This is a genomic window from Actinomyces sp. ICM47, from assembly GCF_000278725.1.
Taxonomy (GTDB): Bacteria; Actinomycetota; Actinomycetes; order Actinomycetales; family Actinomycetaceae; genus Pauljensenia.
On sequence record NZ_ALCA01000108.1, the window covers coordinates 1 to 19,641 of the forward strand.

17 protein-coding genes, 1 tRNA gene and 1 pseudogene are annotated in these 19,641 nt (G+C 67.0%); 16 read left to right on the top strand and 3 right to left on the bottom strand.

Annotated features, from left to right (window positions below; genetic code table 11):
- From HMPREF1136_RS11060 to HMPREF1136_RS07590, 6 genes and pseudogenes are all read left to right on the top strand, one after another.
- Positions 1-1,944 (top strand): annotated as a pseudogene (locus HMPREF1136_RS11060) (DNA polymerase III subunit gamma/tau); the annotation flags it as partial.
- A gap of 1 nt (position 1,945) precedes the next feature.
- Entirely contained in the window at positions 1,946-2,539 is a 594-nt protein-coding gene (gene recR, locus HMPREF1136_RS07570) for a recombination mediator RecR (protein WP_009648776.1), read from the top strand.
- Positions 2,540-2,734: 195 nt separating this feature from the next.
- Positions 2,735-3,445: a response regulator transcription factor gene (locus HMPREF1136_RS07575; RefSeq protein WP_009648779.1), complete on the top strand. Its 711-nt coding sequence runs from the start codon at positions 2,735-2,737 to the stop codon at positions 3,443-3,445.
- The gene (locus HMPREF1136_RS07580; RefSeq protein WP_009648770.1) at positions 3,442-5,070 is read left to right on the top strand and encodes a sensor histidine kinase; all 1,629 of its coding nucleotides are present in this window, start codon (positions 3,442-3,444) and stop codon (positions 5,068-5,070) included. The genes HMPREF1136_RS07575 and HMPREF1136_RS07580 overlap by 4 nt, the downstream gene beginning before the upstream one ends.
- 271 nt (positions 5,071-5,341) lie before the next feature.
- Positions 5,342-6,658: an aspartate kinase gene (locus HMPREF1136_RS07585; protein WP_009648766.1), complete on the top strand. Its 1,317-nt coding sequence runs from the start codon at positions 5,342-5,344 to the stop codon at positions 6,656-6,658.
- A 145-nt stretch (positions 6,659-6,803) separates the two neighbouring features.
- A complete protein-coding gene (locus HMPREF1136_RS07590; RefSeq protein WP_009648775.1) occupies positions 6,804-7,850 on the top strand; it encodes an aspartate-semialdehyde dehydrogenase in 1,047 nt (348 codons plus the stop codon).
- 509 nt (positions 7,851-8,359) lie between these two features.
- Here the strand turns inward: HMPREF1136_RS07590 and HMPREF1136_RS07595 are convergent.
- A tRNA-Gly gene (locus HMPREF1136_RS07595) sits at positions 8,360-8,430 on the bottom strand.
- Positions 8,431-8,733: 303 nt separating this feature from the next.
- On the opposite strand from HMPREF1136_RS07595, the gene HMPREF1136_RS07600 reads away from it, so the two are divergent.
- From HMPREF1136_RS07600 to trxA, 3 genes are all read left to right on the top strand, one after another.
- On the top strand, positions 8,734-9,153 hold the full coding sequence (locus HMPREF1136_RS07600; RefSeq protein ID WP_009648772.1) for an NUDIX domain-containing protein: 420 nt from the start codon (positions 8,734-8,736) through the stop codon (positions 9,151-9,153).
- Between the two features lie 163 nt (positions 9,154-9,316).
- Complete coding sequence (locus HMPREF1136_RS07605) at positions 9,317-9,955, top strand: TetR/AcrR family transcriptional regulator (protein ID WP_009648767.1); 639 nt, start codon at positions 9,317-9,319, stop codon at positions 9,953-9,955.
- A 94-nt stretch (positions 9,956-10,049) separates the two neighbouring features.
- On the top strand, positions 10,050-10,418 hold the full coding sequence (trxA, locus tag HMPREF1136_RS07610; RefSeq protein ID WP_009648778.1) for a thioredoxin: 369 nt from the start codon (positions 10,050-10,052) through the stop codon (positions 10,416-10,418).
- Positions 10,419-10,626: 208 nt separating this feature from the next.
- On the opposite strand, the gene HMPREF1136_RS07615 is transcribed toward trxA, so the two are convergent.
- Positions 10,627-11,280, bottom strand: coding sequence for a GNAT family N-acetyltransferase (locus tag HMPREF1136_RS07615; protein WP_009648760.1), 654 nt, complete (start codon positions 11,278-11,280; stop codon positions 10,627-10,629).
- A 167-nt stretch (positions 11,281-11,447) separates the two neighbouring features.
- On the opposite strand from HMPREF1136_RS07615, the gene HMPREF1136_RS07620 reads away from it, so the two are divergent.
- The 3 genes from HMPREF1136_RS07620 to HMPREF1136_RS07630 are packed head-to-tail and all read left to right on the top strand — an operon-like array spanning position 11,448 to position 14,796.
- Complete coding sequence (locus HMPREF1136_RS07620) at positions 11,448-12,530, top strand: biotin/lipoyl-binding protein (RefSeq protein ID WP_009648764.1); 1,083 nt, start codon at positions 11,448-11,450, stop codon at positions 12,528-12,530.
- Positions 12,527-13,468, top strand: a complete 942-nt coding sequence (locus HMPREF1136_RS07625; protein ID WP_009648765.1) for an ABC transporter ATP-binding protein — start codon at positions 12,527-12,529, stop codon at positions 13,466-13,468. Before HMPREF1136_RS07620 ends, HMPREF1136_RS07625 begins: the two co-directional genes overlap by 4 nt.
- Positions 13,465-14,796: an ABC transporter permease gene (locus HMPREF1136_RS07630; protein ID WP_009648759.1), complete on the top strand. Its 1,332-nt coding sequence runs from the start codon at positions 13,465-13,467 to the stop codon at positions 14,794-14,796. The genes HMPREF1136_RS07625 and HMPREF1136_RS07630 overlap by 4 nt, the downstream gene beginning before the upstream one ends.
- A gap of 76 nt (positions 14,797-14,872) precedes the next feature.
- Here the strand turns inward: HMPREF1136_RS07630 and HMPREF1136_RS07635 are convergent, their stop codons facing one another.
- A complete protein-coding gene (locus tag HMPREF1136_RS07635; protein WP_034505388.1) occupies positions 14,873-15,709 on the bottom strand; it encodes a base excision DNA repair protein in 837 nt (278 codons plus the stop codon).
- Positions 15,710-16,321: 612 nt separating this feature from the next.
- On the opposite strand from HMPREF1136_RS07635, the gene HMPREF1136_RS11505 reads away from it, so the two are divergent.
- From HMPREF1136_RS11505 to HMPREF1136_RS07660, 4 genes are all read left to right on the top strand, one after another.
- Positions 16,322-16,612, top strand: coding sequence for a hypothetical protein (locus tag HMPREF1136_RS11505; RefSeq protein WP_083836271.1), 291 nt, complete (start codon positions 16,322-16,324; stop codon positions 16,610-16,612).
- A gap of 353 nt (positions 16,613-16,965) precedes the next feature.
- Positions 16,966-17,394 carry a TM2 domain-containing protein gene (locus tag HMPREF1136_RS07650; RefSeq protein ID WP_009648763.1) on the top strand — a complete coding sequence of 143 codons (429 nt, stop codon included), beginning with the start codon at positions 16,966-16,968 and terminating at the stop codon, positions 17,392-17,394.
- 46 nt (positions 17,395-17,440) lie between these two features.
- Positions 17,441-18,022 carry a dCTP deaminase gene (gene dcd, locus HMPREF1136_RS07655; protein WP_009648761.1) on the top strand — a complete coding sequence of 194 codons (582 nt, stop codon included), beginning with the start codon at positions 17,441-17,443 and terminating at the stop codon, positions 18,020-18,022.
- Position 18,023: 1 nt separating this feature from the next.
- Positions 18,024-19,598 (top strand): hypothetical protein, encoded by a 1,575-nt coding sequence (locus tag HMPREF1136_RS07660; protein WP_232204194.1) that lies wholly within the window; start codon positions 18,024-18,026, stop codon positions 19,596-19,598.
- Positions 19,599-19,641: the final 43 nt, after the last annotated feature.

Consider the following 19,641-nt stretch of genomic DNA (forward strand, 5'->3'; position numbering starts at 1 on the left):
ATGCCCGCGTGGGGGAGCGGCCCCGATTGGGGTTCCGCGAGTCCTGCGCCTCGTTCGTCCGAGGCCTCTCAGGAACCCGCGCAGCACGCGCCGGGGGAGCGACTCTCAGGGGGGCGCGGCGAGCGCCCCGTAGGTGATCGAGCTGAGCACCCCGCGAACGAGCGGTCCGCTCGCGAGCGCGGCGAGCGGTCCTCAAGCGACCAGCACGAGTGGGGTCGCAGCGAGCGCTACGATCAGCAGGGTGGCGCACGCCAGGGCGAACGCGCTCCGGCGCAGCATTCGGGCGGCCAGGCGACGCGCCAGCAGGGCCGTCCTGAGGTCCCCGAAGGCCGCGAGGCCCCCGCGCAGCGCCCCGCCCAGCCGCGACCCGACGCGCGCAGTCACGAACCGGTGCGCCGGGAAGCTCACGACCAGGAGCGAGCGCACCGCGACACTTCGGCCTCCCTGACCCCCGGAGGCCGCGAGGCCGACATGCTGCGCGGACGATGGAACGAGGTCGTCGAACGACTGTCCTCGATCAGCCGCGTCACCTGGTCGATGGTCGGCGGCAACGCGCAGCTCGGAGCCGTGGATGGCTCCGCCGTGGTGCTGCTATTTCCCGTCGAGGCCATGGTTAACGCATTCTCGCGCGGCTCCCGCGCTGCTGACGTCGAGAAGGCCGTCCGCGAGGTCACCGGTCTGACCGTTACCGTGTCCGCGCAGGTGGGGCAGGCCTCGGGTGGCCCGGCAACGACGGGTCCGTCGGCGCAGGCATCGCGCTCGGGCGGTCAACCGCGTCAGCCCCAGCGCGGAGGATGGGTCTCGGAGCCGCCCCCTTTTGACGAGGCCGCCGCGCAGGCGGCATACCACGAGGACCCCGCGCCCGACAATGACGGCGGGTGGCCCGAACCCGCGCGAGCACCCGAACCTGCTCGCACGCACGAGCGCACGCCGGAACGTGCGCCGGAACGCACGCCGGAGGAGTCGGCCTGGCCGGCGACCGCGGCGGTGATCCCCCTGCGCCGAGAGACACCGCGCGCAGAAGAACAACACTGGCAGGACGCGCCCGACACGTTTGGTGAACCCGCCTCGTACGAGAGCGCGTCAACGCACGAGAAGCCTGCTGCGCCCGAGCGACCAGCGTTGCCCGAGAGAGCCGCCCGAGCCCTCGCCCAGGCGAGTGCGAAGGCCCCCACCCGCGACGAACACCCGAGTGCCACGACGACAGCACCGGTCGCGCCACGCAAGCACTCCTTCACGGTCTTCACCTACCCTGGCGACCCGGACCCCGCTGACGAAGCGTCGGTCGCACCCGCGCAGGCTGACAGCGCGGCCCCGGCCTCGTCCCCCGTCTTTGACGATGCGCCCATCGAGTCCGCTGCCTACGCGTCGGCCACGCCGACGGGGTGGGGCGACCCGGCTGCGACCCCCGGAGGCGCGCCCGTCTCCTTCGACGACGGCGCGGATCAGTGGACGCCGCCGGAGGAACCGACGCACAGCGCTACCCCGACCTCGCAAGACACTGCCCAACAGGAGGTATCCCCGCAGGAATGGGCGGCGCAGGGAGCCGACGCGTCAGGGTGGGCGTCGCAGGACTGGTCACCGCAGGCCCCGCAGGAACCCGCTGAGCAGGCCGCTGCCCCGCAGCCCCCCTCGTGGCTGGCAGCCGCGCCCGAGCCGATGCGCCCGGCTGCCCCGGATTCTCAGGTTGCCGACGCCGACGTGCCCGCCCAAGCGAGTCCCGGTAACCCCCTCACCGGCCGCGCCGCCGCCGAGGCCGCCCTGCGCGAGAAGGCCCAGTGCGAAGCCACCGTCGCCTCGACCCGCACTCACGCGGCCGACGACGACAGCGCCAGCATCGACGACGAAAACATTGAACACTCGCAGACGATCGGCCTGGCTGCGGTCCTGGAGATCCTCGGCGGACGGGTCATCGAAGAGAAGATGACCGAGGGAGGATACTGACATGTACGACGGTGCCCTGGCCGACCTCATCGACCAGTTCGGACAACTGCCCGGCATCGGCCCGAAGTCCGCGCAGCGCATGGCCATGCACGTCCTGGACGCGGAGCCCGATGAGGTCGCGCGCCTCGTTGACGCGATCAACGCCGTGCGCGGGCGCGTGCGCCACTGCGACATATGCGGCAATCTCACGGAAGAGGACCAGTGCTCCATCTGCCGCGACGCGCGCCGCGACCCCAGCGCGATCTGCGTCGTCCAGGAACCGAAGGACATCCAGGCGATCGAGGGAGCACGCGTCTTCCGCGGGCGCTACCACGTCCTCGGAGGCGTCATCGACCCGATCCACGGGGTGGGGCCGGACCAGCTGAACATCGCCTCGCTCATGAGCCGCCTCGCCGACGGGACGGTCACCGAGGTCATCCTGGCGACCAACCCGAACGTCGAGGGCGAGGCGACGGCCGCCTACCTCGCGCGCATGCTCTCCACGATGGGCGTCGAGACCTCGCGCCTGGCGATGGGCCTGCCCATGGGCGGCGACCTGGAGTACGCGGACTCGGTGACGCTGGGCCGCGCGCTTGAGGGGCGTCGCCGCCTCTGATCCGTTGTCGACGAGGCCGGAGCTGCCTCACGCTCACGCTGCGCGCAGGGGGGAGCAGTCTCCCGGGCGACGGAGCGCAGCGCAGCGATGCCCGTGACCTGCCCTGTTTGTCGCCTCCCAGGCCGTGTGTTCTGCTCACGGTGACGCACGTGTGACACAATCGTAGGTACCGCGCTGCGAGAAGACGAGGAGGCCATGATGGTGACCCAGGCGAATGGCGGGGTGCCCCGTGTGCTCGTTGTTGACGACGAGGCGATGCTGGCGGACTTGCTCGCGCAGGCCCTGCGGCACGAGGGTTGGGAGACGGCCACGGCTAAGGACGGGCTGGATGCGCTGGCGAAGGCGTCGAGCTTCCACCCGGACATCGTGATCCTGGACGTACAGATGCCGCGCATGGACGGACTGGAGACGCTGGCGCGTCTGCGCGCTCGTGATCCGGAGCTGCCGGTCCTCTTCCTCACTGCGCGTGACGCGGTCGCTGATCGCGTGCAGGGGTTGCGCGCTGGCGCGGACGACTACGTGACGAAGCCCTTCGACTTGGACGAGGTGGCTGCCCGCGTGGAGGCCCTGCTGCGCCGCGCGGGACGCACCCAGCAGACGGTGTCAGCGGTGCTGCAGGTCGCGGACTTGACCCTGGATGTGGACTCCCATGACGTGCGTCGCGGCGGGGAAGAGATCACGTTAACGAACACTGAGTTCGAATTGCTCCGGTATCTGATGGAAAACGTTGGAATTCTCCTATCGAAGCAGAAGATCCTGGATGCCGTGTGGAGCTACGACTTCGGCGGCCAGGTGAACGTCGTCGAACTCTACATCTCCTACCTGCGTAAGAAGATTGACGCGGATCGCCCGGCCCTCATTCGCACGGTTCGAGGTGCCGGCTACATCCTGCGGGAACCCCAGTGACGAGGCGTCCTTCCTTGGCCGGGCGGCTGTCGCGCGCGCTCGCCGCGTGCGTTGCGCTCGCGCTCATTGTCATGGTGGTGGCGTCCACGCTGGTCATGCGCTCCTGGATGCTGGCCAATATGGACTCCGAACTGCATCGTCTCTCGCAGCGCGCCGGTGAGCGCCTGGACGTCGAGGATGCGCCGGACGACGAGGTGGATACGGACGATGATTCCAACGAGGAATCCGACGACGATTCCGACGACGATTCCGACGATGACGGTGCCCGCACGACCCTGCAGTCGAGCGGCCGCGCTCCTCGTCCCGGCGGGCCGCTAGTTCCTGGTGGGCCTAAGGGACACGGGTTCGGCGGCGCCGGCATCGCCGAGGGCACCCTTCAGTACGTGAGCGAGGACGGCGAGGCGGCCGGCGCGGTCGTTTCGAACTTTTCGGTGACCTACCTGAATGCGCCGGCTCTGGCGATTCTGGCTGCTGTCCCCGCGGATGGGGGTATGCACACCGTGCGCCTGAAGGGAATGGGAACGTTCCGTGTGACCGCGCGCGTGGTCGAGGGGAAGACCGTGCTCGTCGGCATCCCGATGGACAGCATTGATGATGTGGTCTTGATGCTCGTCGGGGTTGAGATAGGTCTGTCCCTCGTCGTCGCGATTGCGGCTGGGTTCGCAGGGCGCGCGTGGGTGCGCCGCGAGCTGCGCCCGCTCGGCGTCGTGCGTGCGGCGGCTGCGGATATCGCGAGCCGTGACCTCGCCGATGAATCGGGAAACTTGACGCGGGTCGGCGAGGAAACGACCGCCGGCCCCGTCGAGGTCGCGGATGTCGCGGGTGCCCTCAACTCGATGATCGACGCCGTCGAGGACGGTATGGAACGCCGCGCCCGCAGCGAGGCGAAGGTCCGTCAGTTTGTCGCCGACGCCTCGCATGAGTTGCGTACGCCGCTCGCGTCGGTTCAGGGATACGCGCAGCTCGCGCGCCGCGATATTGGCGAGGCTTCCCGCACTCAGGCGCTCGAGCGCATCTCTTCGGAGGGGGCGCGCATGGCCTCCCTCGTGGAGGAGATGCTGACGCTCGCTCGACTGGACGGCAACCGAGCTCTCACGTGTGATCGCGTCGACGTCATCCCCGTGATTCTGGACGCTCTGTCCGACGCGCACGTGGTCGCCCCCGACCATGCGTGGGAGCTCGGGGAAGCTGTGGATGCCCCAGTCCTCGGCGACGAGTCCGCCCTGCGTCAGATCCTCACGAACCTCCTGGCCAACGCTCGTGTCCACACGCCCGCGGGCACGCGCGTCGTCGTCTCTGTCCTCCGGAGCAGGGACGAGGCCGTGGCCGCCTCCGCTGCTCCCCGCGGTCCCGCGAAGGGAGGGGGGAGTGCGACGGGTGCCCAGGCCTCGTCGATGATCACGATCCGTGTGGCCGATGACGGGCCCGGCATCCCGGCTGACATTCGCGACCGTGTGTTCGACCGTTTCGTGCGCGGTGACTCCTCGCGCACGCGCGACGGGCGCGGCTCGTCGGGTTTGGGCATGTCGATTGTCGAGTCCTTGGCGCGCGCCATGGGCGGGTCGGTGCGGCTGGTTGACAGCGAGAAGGGAACTGTCATCGACGTGACACTGCCCGCGGCGTAAAGTGAGCACGAGTGGGTGTGTACCGCCCGGCGTGCCCCGGCCTCGTGCCGCTTTCTGAGGTCCCGCGAGACGGAATCGGACCACCTGACTGGCCCCGACCTCGTCCATTGTGTGTCCCCGCTCGCAGTCGCGCGTTCAATGTCACCCCCGTTTACCCGTTCATATACCGGAAGTTCCCAGCGGGAACGCGCGAGCACCGTAGGATTGACACGGTGGCGTGCGCCACCCGAATACGTGCAGACCTGCATATACCGACAGAAATGAGGGTCCAGTGGCACTGATCGTGCAAAAGTACGGCGGTTCTTCCGTCGCCGACACCGAAGCCATAAAGCGCGTCGCCCAGCGCATCGTGGACACGCACAACGCGGGACACCGCGTCGTCGTGGTCGTATCGGCCATGGGCGACACGACGGACGACCTACTCGACTCGGCGGCCGCCCTCACGGACAACCCGCCCGAGCGTGAAATGGACATCCTCCTGTCCGCAGGCGAGCGCATCTCCATGGCGCTGCTGGCCATGGCCGTCAACGAACTAGGCGTCGAGGCCCGCGCCTACACCGGCGCGCAGGCCGGCATTAAGACCGACAGCCACTTCGGTGCCGCCCAGATTATCGGCATGGTCCCCGAGCGTGTCGCCCGCGCCGTCAAAGACGGCCAGGTCGCCATCGTCGCCGGATTCCAAGGCATCTCCAAGGACGACGACGTGACAACGCTCGGCCGCGGCGGCTCCGACACAACCGCCGTCGCCCTCGCCGCAGCCCTCCACGCCGACGTGTGCGAAATCTACACGGACGTCGACGGCCTCTTCTCCGCCGACCCGCGCATCGTCCCCAAGGCCCACCGCCTGCGCACCCTCACCCAGGAAGAAACCCTGGAAATGGCCGCTCACGGTGCCAAGATCCTCCACCTGCGGGCCGTCGAATTCGCCCGCCGCTACGGGGTCCCCCTCCACGTGCGCTCCTCGTTCTCCGAAAAGAACGGCACCTGGATCTCCGACGCCCCCGCAAACCCCGAACTCAAGGGCCTCGTGCCCGACGCCGCCCTGAAGTCCCCAGAGGAAAACGCCATGGAAAAGCCCGTCATCTCCGGCATCGCTCACGACCGCTCGCAGGACAAGATCACCGTCACCGACGTGCCGAACAGCCCCGGCGTCGCCGCCCGCGTCTTCGCCGTCGTCGCCGAGGTCGGCGCCAACATCGACATGATCGTCCAGAACCTGCCGATCTCTGACCCCACGAAGGCCAACATCACCTTCACCCTGCCCGAAGGCGACGCGCAGAAGGCCCTCGATGCCCTCGAGGCCCACCGCGACGAAATCGGCTTCAACGAGCTGCGCTACAACCCCAACATCGGCAAGCTCAGCCTCGTCGGCGTCGGCATGCGCACCAACCCCGGCGTCTCCGCGCGCCTCTTCTCCGCCCTGTCCGACGCGGGCATCAACATCGACCTGATCTCCACCTCCGAGATTCGCATCTCCGTCGTCACCCGCCTCGACGACCTCGACCGCGCCGTGAAGGCAGTCCACACCGCCTTCGGCCTCGACGCCTCCGAAACCGAGGCCGTCGTCTACGGCGGCACCGGCCGCTGATCGTTCAACGACGAGGCCCGGGCCGGCCACGCAGTTTCTGCGCGGTTCCGGCGCTCCCAGTGAGCATGGTCGGCCTCGTCCCCATAGATTTCACCCAGCGTTCGCCCCGTCGTATGGGCGCGCGCACCAACACAAGGAGAACACCATGAGTGGTTTCAATGTTGCCGTCGTCGGTGCCACCGGCCAGGTCGGCCGAGTCATGCGCACCCTGCTGGAGGAGCGAGGTTTCCCGGTCGAGACGATTCGTTTCTTCTCGTCCGCTCGCTCGGCGGGCACGACCCTGCCATGGAAGGGACAGGACATCGTCGTCGAAGATGTGGCGACCGCCGACTACTCGGGCATTGACATCGCCGTGTTCTCCGCGGGTGCCACCGCCTCGCGCGAGTACGCCCCCAAGTTCGCGGCCGCCGGCGCGGTCGTCGTCGACAACTCCTCCGCGTGGCGCAAGGACCCCGAGGTACCGCTCGTCGTCTCCGAGGTCAACCCCGACGACGTCGACAACCGCCCCAAGGGCATCATCGCGAACCCCAACTGCACGACCATGGCCGCCATGCCCGTCCTCAAGCCCCTCGTCGAGGCCGTCGGCGGCATCAAGCGCCTCTTCGTGTCCTCCTACCAGGCCGTCTCCGGGTCGGGCCGCGCCGGCGTCGCCGAGCTGACCAGCCAGATCGAAGCCGGCGTCAAGCAAGACCTTCCGGCCCTCGCCCTCGACGGCCGCGCCGTCACCCTGCCCGAACCAGGCGTGTACGTTGCACCCATCGCCTTCGACGTCGTGCCGCTCGCCGGCTCCATCGTCGACGACGGAAGCGAGGAAACCGACGAGGAGCAGAAGCTGCGCAACGAGTCGCGCCGCATCCTGCACACCCCCGACCTGGCCGTGTCCGGCACCTGCGTGCGCGTCCCCGTCTACACGGGCCACACCCTGACCATCCACGCCGAGTTCGCCGGTGATATCACGCCCGACCAGGCACGCGCCCTGCTGGCTGACGCCCCCGGCGTGCGCGTCGTCGACGTCCCCACCCCGCTCGAGGCCGCCGGCCGCGACGAAGTCCTCGTGGGCCGCATCCGCCAGGATCAGGCGGTTGACGGCAAGCGCGGCCTCATCCTGGTCGTCTCCGGCGACAACCTGCGCAAGGGCGCTGCCCTCAACGCGGTCCAGGTCGCCGAGGTCGTGGCTGCGCGACTGCGCTGAATGCTCGACCTCTCGACGGTGTCGAGTACGAACTAGTTGCGTGAACGCGCGGCGGCCCTGACGGGCTGCCGTGCGTTTGCGTTGCGTGGCTGCTTGTGGTGACGCTGGTGTTGCGGGCGCCGTCGGGTCCGGCCGCCCGCGAGATCGCCGCACGCGAGCTTCGCTCGGAGCGGTCGATCTCGAAGCCCGCCCGTGCCCTCCGGACCCTCCGGCGCCCTCCACAACAGTGGCGCATGGTGGCTGATCGGTGGCTGGGCGCGTCGTCTCAAAGCCCGGCCAGGCCCTGCCGCTGCCCTCCGGCACCCTCCACACCGGCGGCGTCGTTGCACCCTTGCCTGCGTGCGCGGATAGGTTGTTACTTCACGGATAGGTTATGAGCATCCGGATAGCTTATTAACCTATCCACATCGTCATAACCTATCCGCGTGGCGGTAACCTATCCGCATCCGCATCCGCATCCGCCGCGGGGCATAACAAAACCGCCCGGCGCGCGGCCAGGCGGAAAACGGAGCGGGCGACGGGAATCGAACCCGCCTCTGAAGCTTGGGAAGCTTCCATTCTACCGATGAACTACGCCCGCAATTCATCGTCCCGAAGGAATCGACCTGTCGATCATAGCGTCACGATGGACGGGCACGCAACCGGCGTCTCGCACACAGTGCTGCGCTCGCGACGCTGTGGGTTGCGCGATGGCGGTTGTCGCGCTGCTCTCGGCAACAAGGCCGCATCCGCCCATGCGCGCACGCCGATCCAGCGCGGAGACGGCAGCGCTCACCGCTCCTGCCGCAGCTCACGCCTCGCGGTCCGCTCCGAGACGCTTCCGGTTCTGTTGCGTGTGTCGACCGCGGATACACTGAGGATCGCTTGACCGATTGGAGGACCCATGCCTCGTCCCGTGGTGGCCGCAGCCATCGTCGATTCCCTGGAGCACCCGACCGTGCTGCTCGCGTGCTCGCGCGCGTACCCGCAGGAGCTACGCGGCCAGTTCGAGCTGCCCGGCGGCAAGATCGAAGAAGGTGAGGACGCGGCGGCGGCGCTCGAGCGTGAGATTGCGGAGGAACTCGGCGCGCACCTGCGGGTGGGGGAGCGCGTCTGCCCGGACGGCGGCCTGTGGTGGCCGGTTCTGGGTGGGCGGGTCATGGGCGTGTGGCTCGCGGAGGTTGCGCCCAGTTCGCCGACTCCGCGCGCTGGTACCTCGCACCTGGAGGCGTGCTGGGTGCCGATCTCCGAGTTGGGGGACCTGCCCTGGATCGTCGCGGACCTTCCTATTGTCGAGGCCGTGGCTGCGCGCTGCAGCCGGTGACACGTCGCGCGTCGGCGGGGAGTGGGTGGCCGACGTGAGTGCGCGTGAGCTGTGTTGGGTGCGCTGAGAGGGCGAGTGATAAAGCGTGCGTTGCTTCCGCGGCGTGGGAATGGTGCCCGCCACCATTTGACGACACATGGGGACCGGATGTCAGAATAAGCGCATGCCGAAGATTATTGGCGAGTCCCTCGCCTCCCACCGCGAGCTGACGCGCACCCGCCTGTTCGATGCGCTCGGGTCTCTCATGGCCGAGCAGGCCTTCGAATCCATCACGATGAGTCAGATTGCTGAGCGCGCCGGCGTGGGTCGCACGGCGGTGTACAACCACTTCGCGGACAAGGAAGTGCTGTTGCTCGCCTACATGCGCCAGGTCACCGAGGAGTTCACGCGGGTGCTCACCGCGCGCCTCGAGGCCGAGCCTGACCCGCTCATGCGCCTGCGCCTCTACATTCGCGCGCATCTGCAGATGATCAGCCGCTACCACGTGAAGGCTGGCATGGGCCTGCGTCGGCAGATGTCGGGTCGGGGTGCCTCGCACCTGCACGATCACGCGGGTATGGTGGGCGAGGTCCTCATTGAGATCCTCGACGAGGCCATGGAGCGTCACTTGATCGCGCAGCAGAATACGCTGGGCGCGGTTCATCTCATTCATGCGACGCTGGCGGGTCAGCGCCTCCCGGCGGATGCGGCGCACCGTGAGTCGGCGCTGGCGCTGGTGGAGACCTTTATTTTGCGAGGCCTGGGTGCCTCCGAGGAGAACGTGCGTCACGTCACCGCTTCGCCTCTCCCCTCCGGGGAATAGTGGGCGCGCCGCGTCCGTTGATTCAGACAGAACACAGGGGTCGTCCGGCCCCAACTGACCTGCCGACCAGAGTGTCGGCGACACAAGGAGAAACATGGCTACCGTTACTCTGACGCAGGAGAACTTCGAGCAGACTGTGTCCGCCGGCGGCATCGTCCTGGTTGATTTCTGGGCGACCTGGTGCGGCCCGTGCCGCCAGTTTGGCCCCGTTTTCGAGGAGGCCTCCGAGAAGCATCCGGACGTCGTGTTCGGCAAGATCGACACGGATGATCAGCAGCAGCTTGCGATGGCCGCTCAGATCACGTCTATCCCGACGCTGATGGCTTTCCGCGATGGCATCGCGGTGTTCCGCCAGTCGGGTGCGCTTCCGCTGTCCGCCCTGGAGGACCTGATCTCCCAGATTCAGAACCTGGACATGGATGACGTTCGCGCGAAGATCGCCGAGGCCGACAAGGCTGAGTGACCGCGTCCCAGCAGACGTCGATGGGTCCCGAGGCGTGAACCTTGGGACCCATTTTTACATGCTGCTACCATAGAAGCTGGAAGAGCAATCAGAGTGCTGATGATGTGTGTGATCATCGCATCTCCTTTCTTCCGGCCAGCCCCCCAGTCTTCCCTGGGGGGCATTAGCATCTGCAGGTTGTCTCCCCTGAGACGCAGGACGGTCGGTGTCAGGCGCTCGCCGGGCGGCGGGTGATGAACTCGCGGTCGGCGTGGACGCCGACCATGAAGGAGTACTCGCCGACGATCTCGAAGCCGTGGCGCGCGTAGAAGCGCTGCGCCCCGTAGTTTTCGCTCCACACGCCGATCCAGAGGGTGCGCGGCCCGTCGCGTTCGAGCCACTCCAGCGCGGTGCGCAGCAGGAGGGTTCCGCGGCCGCCGCCCTGGTATCTGCGCAGAATGTAGAGGCGCTGGACCTCACCGTCGCCGGGTGCGACGTCGGGGTGGGGCAGATGTGCGGGGCAGGCGGTCACGTAGCCGATGAGTTTGTCGGGGAACGAGGCCGGGGCTTCCTCCCCGAAACAGGGGGCGCTGGGGTGCTCGCCTGGGATATGAACGGTGGGGCCGGTGGAGGAAACGAGATCGCCGGGCGTGCAGGAGGCCTCGTCCGGTGACGGCGAGCCACCGACTGCGTCCTCGAAGAGGAGCCAGGTCGCGCGCTGAGGATCTTGAAGTTCGGAGCGTAGGACGGCGGGGGAGTAGGCTTGGTCGAGAAAGACAGTTAAATCGCCCGGCGCGTAGAGGTGCCCGAAGGTCTGGGTGAAGCACTCGCGGGCGAGCGCGGATAGCGCGTCGGCGTCGGCGGGTGTGGCGCGGCGGATCATGGCATCCTCTCGGTCGATGTTCCCTCATCGTAGGCAGAGCTGGGGCGATGCGCCGGGTGGCCCCCAGCGCACAGCGGGGAGCAACCTGAGAATGAGTATCAACCATTGCTCTGGCTGTGATGTGCACCTTACAATAAGGCGATTAACGAACATTAAAGGAGACGGACGTGGCACGTAAGACCCGCACCGCGCAGGTGCTCAATATTGTCAAGGCACTCGCGTGGGTCATCATCGCGGTGTCCCTGGTCAAGTTCGCGTTTTTCCCCGCCGCGCAGGAGGAACAGACGGGCGACGGCATGGACCCGGGTGGAACCTTCGGGCAGATGACGATTTCTGTGGGCCGCGCGGACATTACGAACACTGTGAGCGTGACGGGCACGATCCAGGCGGATGAGCCGGTGAATGCTCGCGCGACGCTTGACGGCGAGGTCGTGCGCGTCTATGTCAAAGACGGCGACACAGTCGCCAAGGGTGATGCCCTCATCCAGATCCGCAAGGAAATCCCGGGCGAAACCCGCCAAGTCACCGATAAGGACGGCGACGTCACCATGGAGACCGGGAAGCCTACCTTCAAATACGAGACGGTCGCCGCCCCCGGCGACGGCAAGGTGTCCACGAGCGTCCTGGTGGGACAGCAGTTCGCGATTGGCGACACGGTTGCCTCGGTCGCCCCCTCCACGTTCTCGGCCGTCGCCGCCCTGAGCGCCGACCAGATGTACCGCCTCCAGGAGGCACCCTCCACCGCGACCGTCACCATCAAGAACGGCCCGGCCCCCTTCGAGTGCACAGACGTCACGCTTGTCAGCCCCACGAGCAAGACGCAGGACACGAAAAACTCGGGTGCCTCCGAGAACTCGGCTGCGGCCTCGACGGACCTGAAGGCCCGCTGCGCGATTCCCTCCGATCAGACCGTGTTCGCGGGCCTGCAGGTGAGCCTCGAGATGACGACGGGATCGGCGACGGATGTGCTCGCTGTGCCGGTCTCCGCGGTTGAGGGTCGCTACCAGACCGGCACCGTCTACCTGCCGACCTCCGACCCGGCCAACCCGGAGAAGCGTTCGGTCACCCTGGGCTTGACCGACGGAAAGATGGTCGAGGTCAAGGAGGGACTCGAGGAAGGCGAGGAAATCCTCGAATTCACCCCGACTGCGACGAAGGATAACCAGGACGACCCCTACGGCTCGGGTGACACGGGCGGCGGGGCCATGGATGGGGCCGCTGACGCATCCGACGGGACGAGCGCGCGATGAGCCTCGTGCACCTGCGGGACGTGACCCGCACGGTCACCCTGCCTGACGGCGAGGACCTGCACATCCTGCGCGGCGTCAACCTGGACGTCGCGGCGGGCGAGCACGTGTCCATCGTGGGCCGCTCGGGTACCGGCAAATCGACGATGCTCAACATCATTGGCCTGCTGGATGCTCCCACGTCAGGCACCTACGAGCTGGACGGCGTGGATACGACGCGCCTGGGCGAGGGGCGTCGCGCTCGCATGCGCGGCGAGGACTTCGGCTTCGTCTTCCAGCAATTTAACATTTTCGCCGCCCGTACGGCCGCCGAAAACGTCGAGGTGCCCCTCCTGTATGCCTCCGGCGCGCAACTGCTGTGCAGGCGCTCAATTGCCCTCGACATGCTTGAACGTGTGGGCCTGGCGGATCGCGCCGACTCGCACCCGGGGGAGATGAGCGGAGGCGAACAGCAGCGCATCGCGATCGCCCGTGCCCTCGTGCGCCGCCCGCGCGTGATCCTCGCCGACGAGCCGACGGGCGCGCTCGACCCGGACACGGGCCGAGCGGTCATGACCCTCCTGGAGGAAGTCGCCCGCGAATCCGACTCAGCGCTCATCGTCATCACGCATGACATGGCGGTCGCCGCCCGCGCCTCGCGCGCCTACGAACTCTACGACGGCGTCCTCCACGAGGTCACGGACCCTGGAACCCTGACGCAGCGCGCGGAGGCGGGGAACTCCAGTGTCGACAACACCGGGACCGGTGGAAGCGCCGGGATCCCCGGGAACCCCTGGGACGAGGCCTCCGCCGCCTCCGCTGGTCCGCAACCCCCGCCGCCTCCCGCGCAGGTTCCGGCACCGCCGTCGGGGGGATCACCTGACGATACGGGTGTGACGGCACGTCAGACGATGAGAGCCGTCCGTAGGGCAGCGGCTCGACAAAGGGAGAGTGAGCAGTGAACGCACTGAGCCAGATCGTGGGCGCCCTCATCGAAGCGTGGGGCGAGGTGAAAGTCCAGAAAGCCCGCGTGGTCCTCTCCCTCGTGGGAGTAGTCGCTGCAGTGGCCGCCATGACGGTCGTTATCGCTCTGGGCGACCTGATCCTGCAATCCTCGCGTGAATTGGCCGAACTCTACGAGGGACGCTCGGTGACACTGCGCCTCGCGCCGGAAAAATCATCAGCAAGCCAAGGAGGACCCTCGAACGAGGCCCCCGCCCAGGAAACCGGAACCGGTGAAGGGACCCAGGCCTCGTCAACCGTCGCGCGACCCGACGAGAAGGATCCGGTGAGCGACGCGATGGCGACGCTCGCGGGCCACCACGACATCCACTACTGGTCGCGCCTGTCCAGCTCGGGCGGCGAGATCGTCGAGGTCTGCCAGGCGCGCAGCACCGGATTATTCCGCGGCTACCCGGTGGTGCAAACACAGGACATGTTCAACGACGTCACGATTCAGGCCGTCGACCCCTCCTTTGAGGTGATTTTCCGGACCCGCATGCTCGCCGGACGCTGGGTGACCGACAGCGACGCGGACCAGCGCCTGACCCCCGTCGTCATCTCCGAGGTCCTGTGGGATCAGCTGGGCCGCGCACCCATCGACCAGGTCCCCATCGTCCTGCACACCACCGACGGCACCGCGCTGCGCGTCGTCGGCGTCACGAAAGCGAAGAGCCGCTTCGACATGCCGACCCTCTACGTGCACTACGACGCGGCGCGCGCCGCCCTGCCGCAGATGGGGCAGCCCACAATGATCGCGTGGGTCAGCCCCGAGGACGCCGAGGAGGCGCGCACGGTGCTGCCGCAAGCCCTAGCCTCGATCCTCGGTGACGGATGGCACGTGAGCGTCACCGGCGGCGAACACCAGGACACGGGCGAAGAACAGCTGGGGACAATCTCCCGCGTCATCATGATTATCGGTGGCATCATCATCTTCCTCGGCGCGCTCGGCCTGCTCAACGTCGCCATCGTGACCGTACGTCAGCGCGTGCGCGAAATCGGTATTCGCCGCGCTGTCGGTGCCTCCGCCGCTCGCGTCTTCTTCGCCGTCTTCATGGAGTCGGTGGTCGCAACCTTCGTCGCCGGCGTCATCGGCGTGGGGATCGCGGTCGTCGTCGTACGCTTCTTGCCACTCGAAACAATAGGAATCGCGCTCAGCGAGACACCGGCGTTCCCAGCCGGCGCAGCCGTCGCGGGCGTCGCCATCTCCACGAGTATCGGCGCTCTATGCGGCATCATCCCGGCGCTCGCGGCCGTGCGTATCAAGCCGATTGACGCGATCCGCTACTGAGGGTTCAGTGACGAGGCCGTGGCTTCCTCGCCGGGGCGGCGCGCGTTCGCGGTGGGGAGTCGGCCTCGTGCCAGAATCAGCGGGGCAGCGTCACGCGCTTCGTGTCTTCGTTGTAGATGATCATGCCTTCCTTGAGGAGGGCTCGGTAGACGCGGGCGGGTTGGTAGCGATCGCCGCCGTCGAGGCGTGCGGCGTCGAGGACGCGACGTTTCGTGAGGCCTTCGGTGCCTTCGAAGTGGGCGGAGCGTAGGGCCTTCATGATGCGTCCGCGGGCCTGGCGGTCGGTGCCCGCGTAGGGCTGGGGGGTGGGGCGCTTCTCGTCCTTCGGGAATCCGGCGTGTGCCCAGGCGCAGCGCGTGCGCATGATGCACGTGTCGCAGCCCGGGGAGAGCTGGGTGCACACGAGGGCTCCGAACTCCATGAGCGACAAGCTGACGTCGGCGGCGAGACGTCCATCTGTTGGGAGGAGCGTGTCCGCGCGCTGCGTTTCTGCCTTCGAGGGGGTCGAATGGGGTGGAAACTCCCGGCTATCGAGAAATCTGACCAGCACTCGTCGAACGTTTGTGTCCAGGACCGGGACCCGGATTCCGTGCCTGAACGCCAGGAGGGCGCTGGCCGTGTAGGTGCCCACGCCGGGCAGGAGAGTTAGCTCTTTCATAGTGAGGGGCACCTGACCGCCGTGTTTCTCGACGATGGTGCCCGCACAATTTTTGAGACGCAGCGCGCGTGAGGGATAGCCCAGATTCGCCCAGGCCACAATGATATCCGCAGAGGAGGCCTCAGCTAGGTCGCCGGGTGTTGGCCATCGCTCCATCCACTCCAACCAGATCGGTTGAACGCGCGCGACGGGCGTCTGTTGGCTCATGATCTCGAAGACGAGTGTTCCCCAATCGGACACGTCATCGCCGCGCATGGGCAGGTCGCGTTTGTTGGATGCGAACCAGCGGGGAAGGTCATGGAGGAGTACCTGCGAGGCCTCAGCCGTTGGATTTGTGAACACCCTGTCAGTGTAGGTAAAAAGTCCCCATGAGCGCGTTCTAACATATACGAAGTGTGATGTGGAGCATGAAAATGGCGACTGTTGTATAAACAGTACAGGTTCGCTAGTCTGATCCTGTTTTCAATTACCCCCATTTTGTCGAGGGTTCCCTCACTATCAGGAGACGTCATGTCTACTCCTCAGCAGCCTTACGGGCAGCAGCCTGACTATGGCCAGCAGCCTTACGGTCAGCAGGCCGGTTACGGTCAGCAGGCGGCCAACGGTCAGCAGGCCGGCTATGGCCAGCAGCCTTACGGTCAGCAGCCCGGTTACGGTCAGCAGGCCGGCTATGGTCAGCAGCCTTATGGCCAGCCCGGCTACGGTCAGCAGCCTTACGGTCAGCAGGCCGGCTATGGTCAGCAGCCCTACAGTCAGCCCGGCTACGGGCAGCAGCCTTATGGCCAGCCCGGCTACGGTCAGCAGGCTGCATACGGTCAGCAGCCTTATGGCCAGCCCGGCTACGGTCAGCCCGGATTCAACGCTCCCATGCTGGGTAAGCCTCGTAAGACTGCGGGCCTTCTCAACCTTTTCCTCGGCGGTGTTGGTGCCGGCGACTTCTTCCTTGGCCACAAGCAGATCGGTTTCATCAAGGTCGCCGTGACCGTGGTCCTGAACGTGCTTTACTTGGCGACGTTCGACTGGGAGCTGAGCGAAGCGAATCCGTTCGCTTTCTTCCTGATGTTCATCTGGGCGTGCTGCGTGCTCGCCTGCGCGATCATGACCTTCATGGGCAAGTGGATCTACGCACGGGATGCGAACGGCGTTCCGACCGTCTGACGTACTCGCGCGCATCTGAACAGGCGCGTAAGTGAGCGCCGTGTGGGACTCGGCTGATGCCGGGTCCCACACGTGTATCTAGTGCTCCTCACGTTTCTCTGTCCGGGTGCAGCGACGCCCCGTACGCGAGCGTCTCACTGCGTGTCCGAGCTGTTTTGTGGTGTATAGCGCGTGGTGCGGACGAGCGGCCCTCGGTCCCAAAATGCTTGTCGGAACGCGTTTGCGGGCACGCTCGGGGCGCGATCGGGGGTCTTTCGGGGTCGCTGCGGATGACGAAAAGTGGTGTCGACACGCTAGGCTATGCGGGTGCGGCCCGCAGCCGTCACTTCCCACGACAATCGAAAGGCTTAGTTATGACGACGCCCAACCCCTTCAACTCGGAGGACCAGACCTCGGTGCCCGCGCCGGATGCTCCCAGCTTCCCCCAGGCCTCGACCCCCGGTTACGACCAGGCCAACGCTGCTCCGGGTGCACAGCAGCCCGTCTATGGCCAGCCTGCTTACGGCCAGCCTGCTTACGGCCAGCCCGCCTTTGGTCAGGGTGCCTACGCGACCCCGCCCAAGCAGTGGATCGTCGCGCTGCTCCTGGCGTTCTTCGTCGGAATCTTCGGTATCCACAACTTCTACCTGGGCTACACCACCAAGGGCATCATCCAGCTGATCCTGTCCCTGACCGTCATCGGTATGCTCGTCACGGGCATCTGGGCCTTCGTTGAGTTCATCATGATCATCATGCGTTACGGTGCCTACGGCTGCGACGCGCAGGGCCGTCCCCTGGAGTGATCCGCTGAGGCTGTTGTCGCGGCGCTGAGTGTGCGACAATCGAGTCATGCTGCTCAGTGACCGCGACATCAACGTCTCTCTGGATTCCGGCCGGATTCGTCTCGATCCTCTGGACCGTGGCCTGGTTCAGCCAGCCAGTATTGACGTGCGGCTGGATCGCCTCTTTTGTCTCTTCGATAATCACCGCTACTCGGTGATCGACCCTGCGGCGGATCAGTCGGATCTGACGCGACGTATCGACGTGGGGCCGGATCAGCCCTTCGTCCTGCACCCCGGCGAGTTTGTCCTGGGTGCCACCTACGAGCTGGTCACCCTCGGCGACGACATCGCCGCGCGCCTTGAGGGCAAGTCGTCGCTGGGGCGCCTCGGCCTCCTCACCCACTCCACCGCGGGCTTCATCGACCCCGGTTTCTCCGGTCATGTGACCCTCGAGTTGTCCAACGCGGCGACGATGCCGATCCTGCTCTACCCGGGCATGAAGATCGGGCAGCTGTGCTTCTTCGACCTGTCTTCCCCGGCCGAGCATCCCTACGGCTCGCAGGGCGCTGGCTCCCACTATCAGGGTCAGCGAGGCCCCACGCCGTCCCGGACGCACCAGCGCTTCACTCGCACACGCATTGATCGGTGACATGATGGAGTCTCCCCACCCTCCCTTTCCGTCCCGGCTCGCGCGCAGGCGCGCCGAGCGTGCGGCGCGCGCTGCCGCAGCTGATGCGGCCGAACAGGACGCGCCTCTCGCACTGGAATCGGCGGTAACGCCTCCGCCTGAACCTGAGAACCTGCCGCCGACGGCACCTCCTCTGCCTGAACCCGCGGATCCGACCCCGCGCCTACTACCCCCGCCCGCCGGTCAGCGGGCCACCACGATGCGCACGGGCGTCATAACGGGCGTCGTGCTGCCCGGCATGGCCCCGCGTACCGGCCAGGTCACGAACCGGAACGATGCGCCGCCCCCGCCCTCGCCGGTCAGGCGTTCCTTCAAGGAACGCATGGCGAGTGCCCACTCCAGCCTGGCGGACTCGGTCCTTACGTCCGCGACGGGCAGCCCGATCATGCAGACGAACGTGTCCTTGATCGGCCTGAGCACCACCCAGGAGCCGGCGTTCCAGATTGCCGCAGACGGCGAGATCACCAGCGCGGAGGCTGCCGTGCCGATTGCCGCCGCCATCGAGGTTAGCGAACCCGCAGGCGTTATCGACATGCAGGAAGCCCTGGGTCACCACCTGTTCCTCGTGTCGGAGGCCGTGGATCCGGCCGAGCTGGAGGCCCTCGCGATCTCCATGTGGGATGACGCCGGCTGGCTCGCGCCCGGTCGCCTGCACCTGTCGTCGGATGCCGAGCTTGAGGGCCCGTGGTCCCTGGATCAGCCGACGCGCGCGCAGCTGGGCACCCCGTCCCTGCTGACGCATGCGTGGATCTTGCGCTGCCCAGTCTCGCGTGCCGAGGAGAAACCCAGCGCGGTCATGGGGGAGTGGGCGCAGGCTTTCCCCGACGGCATGCCCGTTGGTCTGGAGTACCGCGTGCTCGAGGCGCTGGGCCGCATGGCGCGTCGCCTGGCGGGCGGTTTGCGCCTGTCCGGCAGCGGCTATGTCATGGTTCCCGACGCGGACTCGGCCGTGAACCTGACGGTGTACGCGCCGCGTTGGATCAACCCGGAGGACCTGCTGTCCGCGATGCGTGAGCGCGCCGGGTTTGAGCAGATGAAGGACGCGCGCGACATCGTCCCCGAGGCCCCGGCGCTGACCCCCGCGCAGGCCGCGCAGATCGAGAAGCTGAAGGCCGAGCTGGGTCCTGTCCGCGAGGATATTGCCTCGAAGATCGCGAAGGCCCGCGAGGAGCTGGAGGCCCAGCGTAACGAGCCGCAGGTCGTCGACGGCTACGCACTCATGTGTCCGATTGGCAATCGCTCTGACATGATGATCGAGGTCCACGCAGTCCCCTCACCCCCGCGCGTGCTGCGCTGGGAGCCGTGGACGACAGGCGCGATCATCGAGTATCAGGTTCGCTGGCTGTCCGGCCTGGCCCCGACGCCCGGCACGAACACGATGAGCCGCACCGCGCGCCGCGAGCGTCTGCGTTCGGCGCAGGAGGTCGAGAAGGCTGCGGGCTTGATTGCGACCCTCGTGGGCGGCAACGTCATCGACGAAGACGGCTTCCTCGTCGGTTTGGCAGATGTTTCCGCCGAGGAAGACGAAGCTGAGTAGTAGGCCGCGTCCGTAGATTCGGCTTTTCAGCAGGTGAACGAAA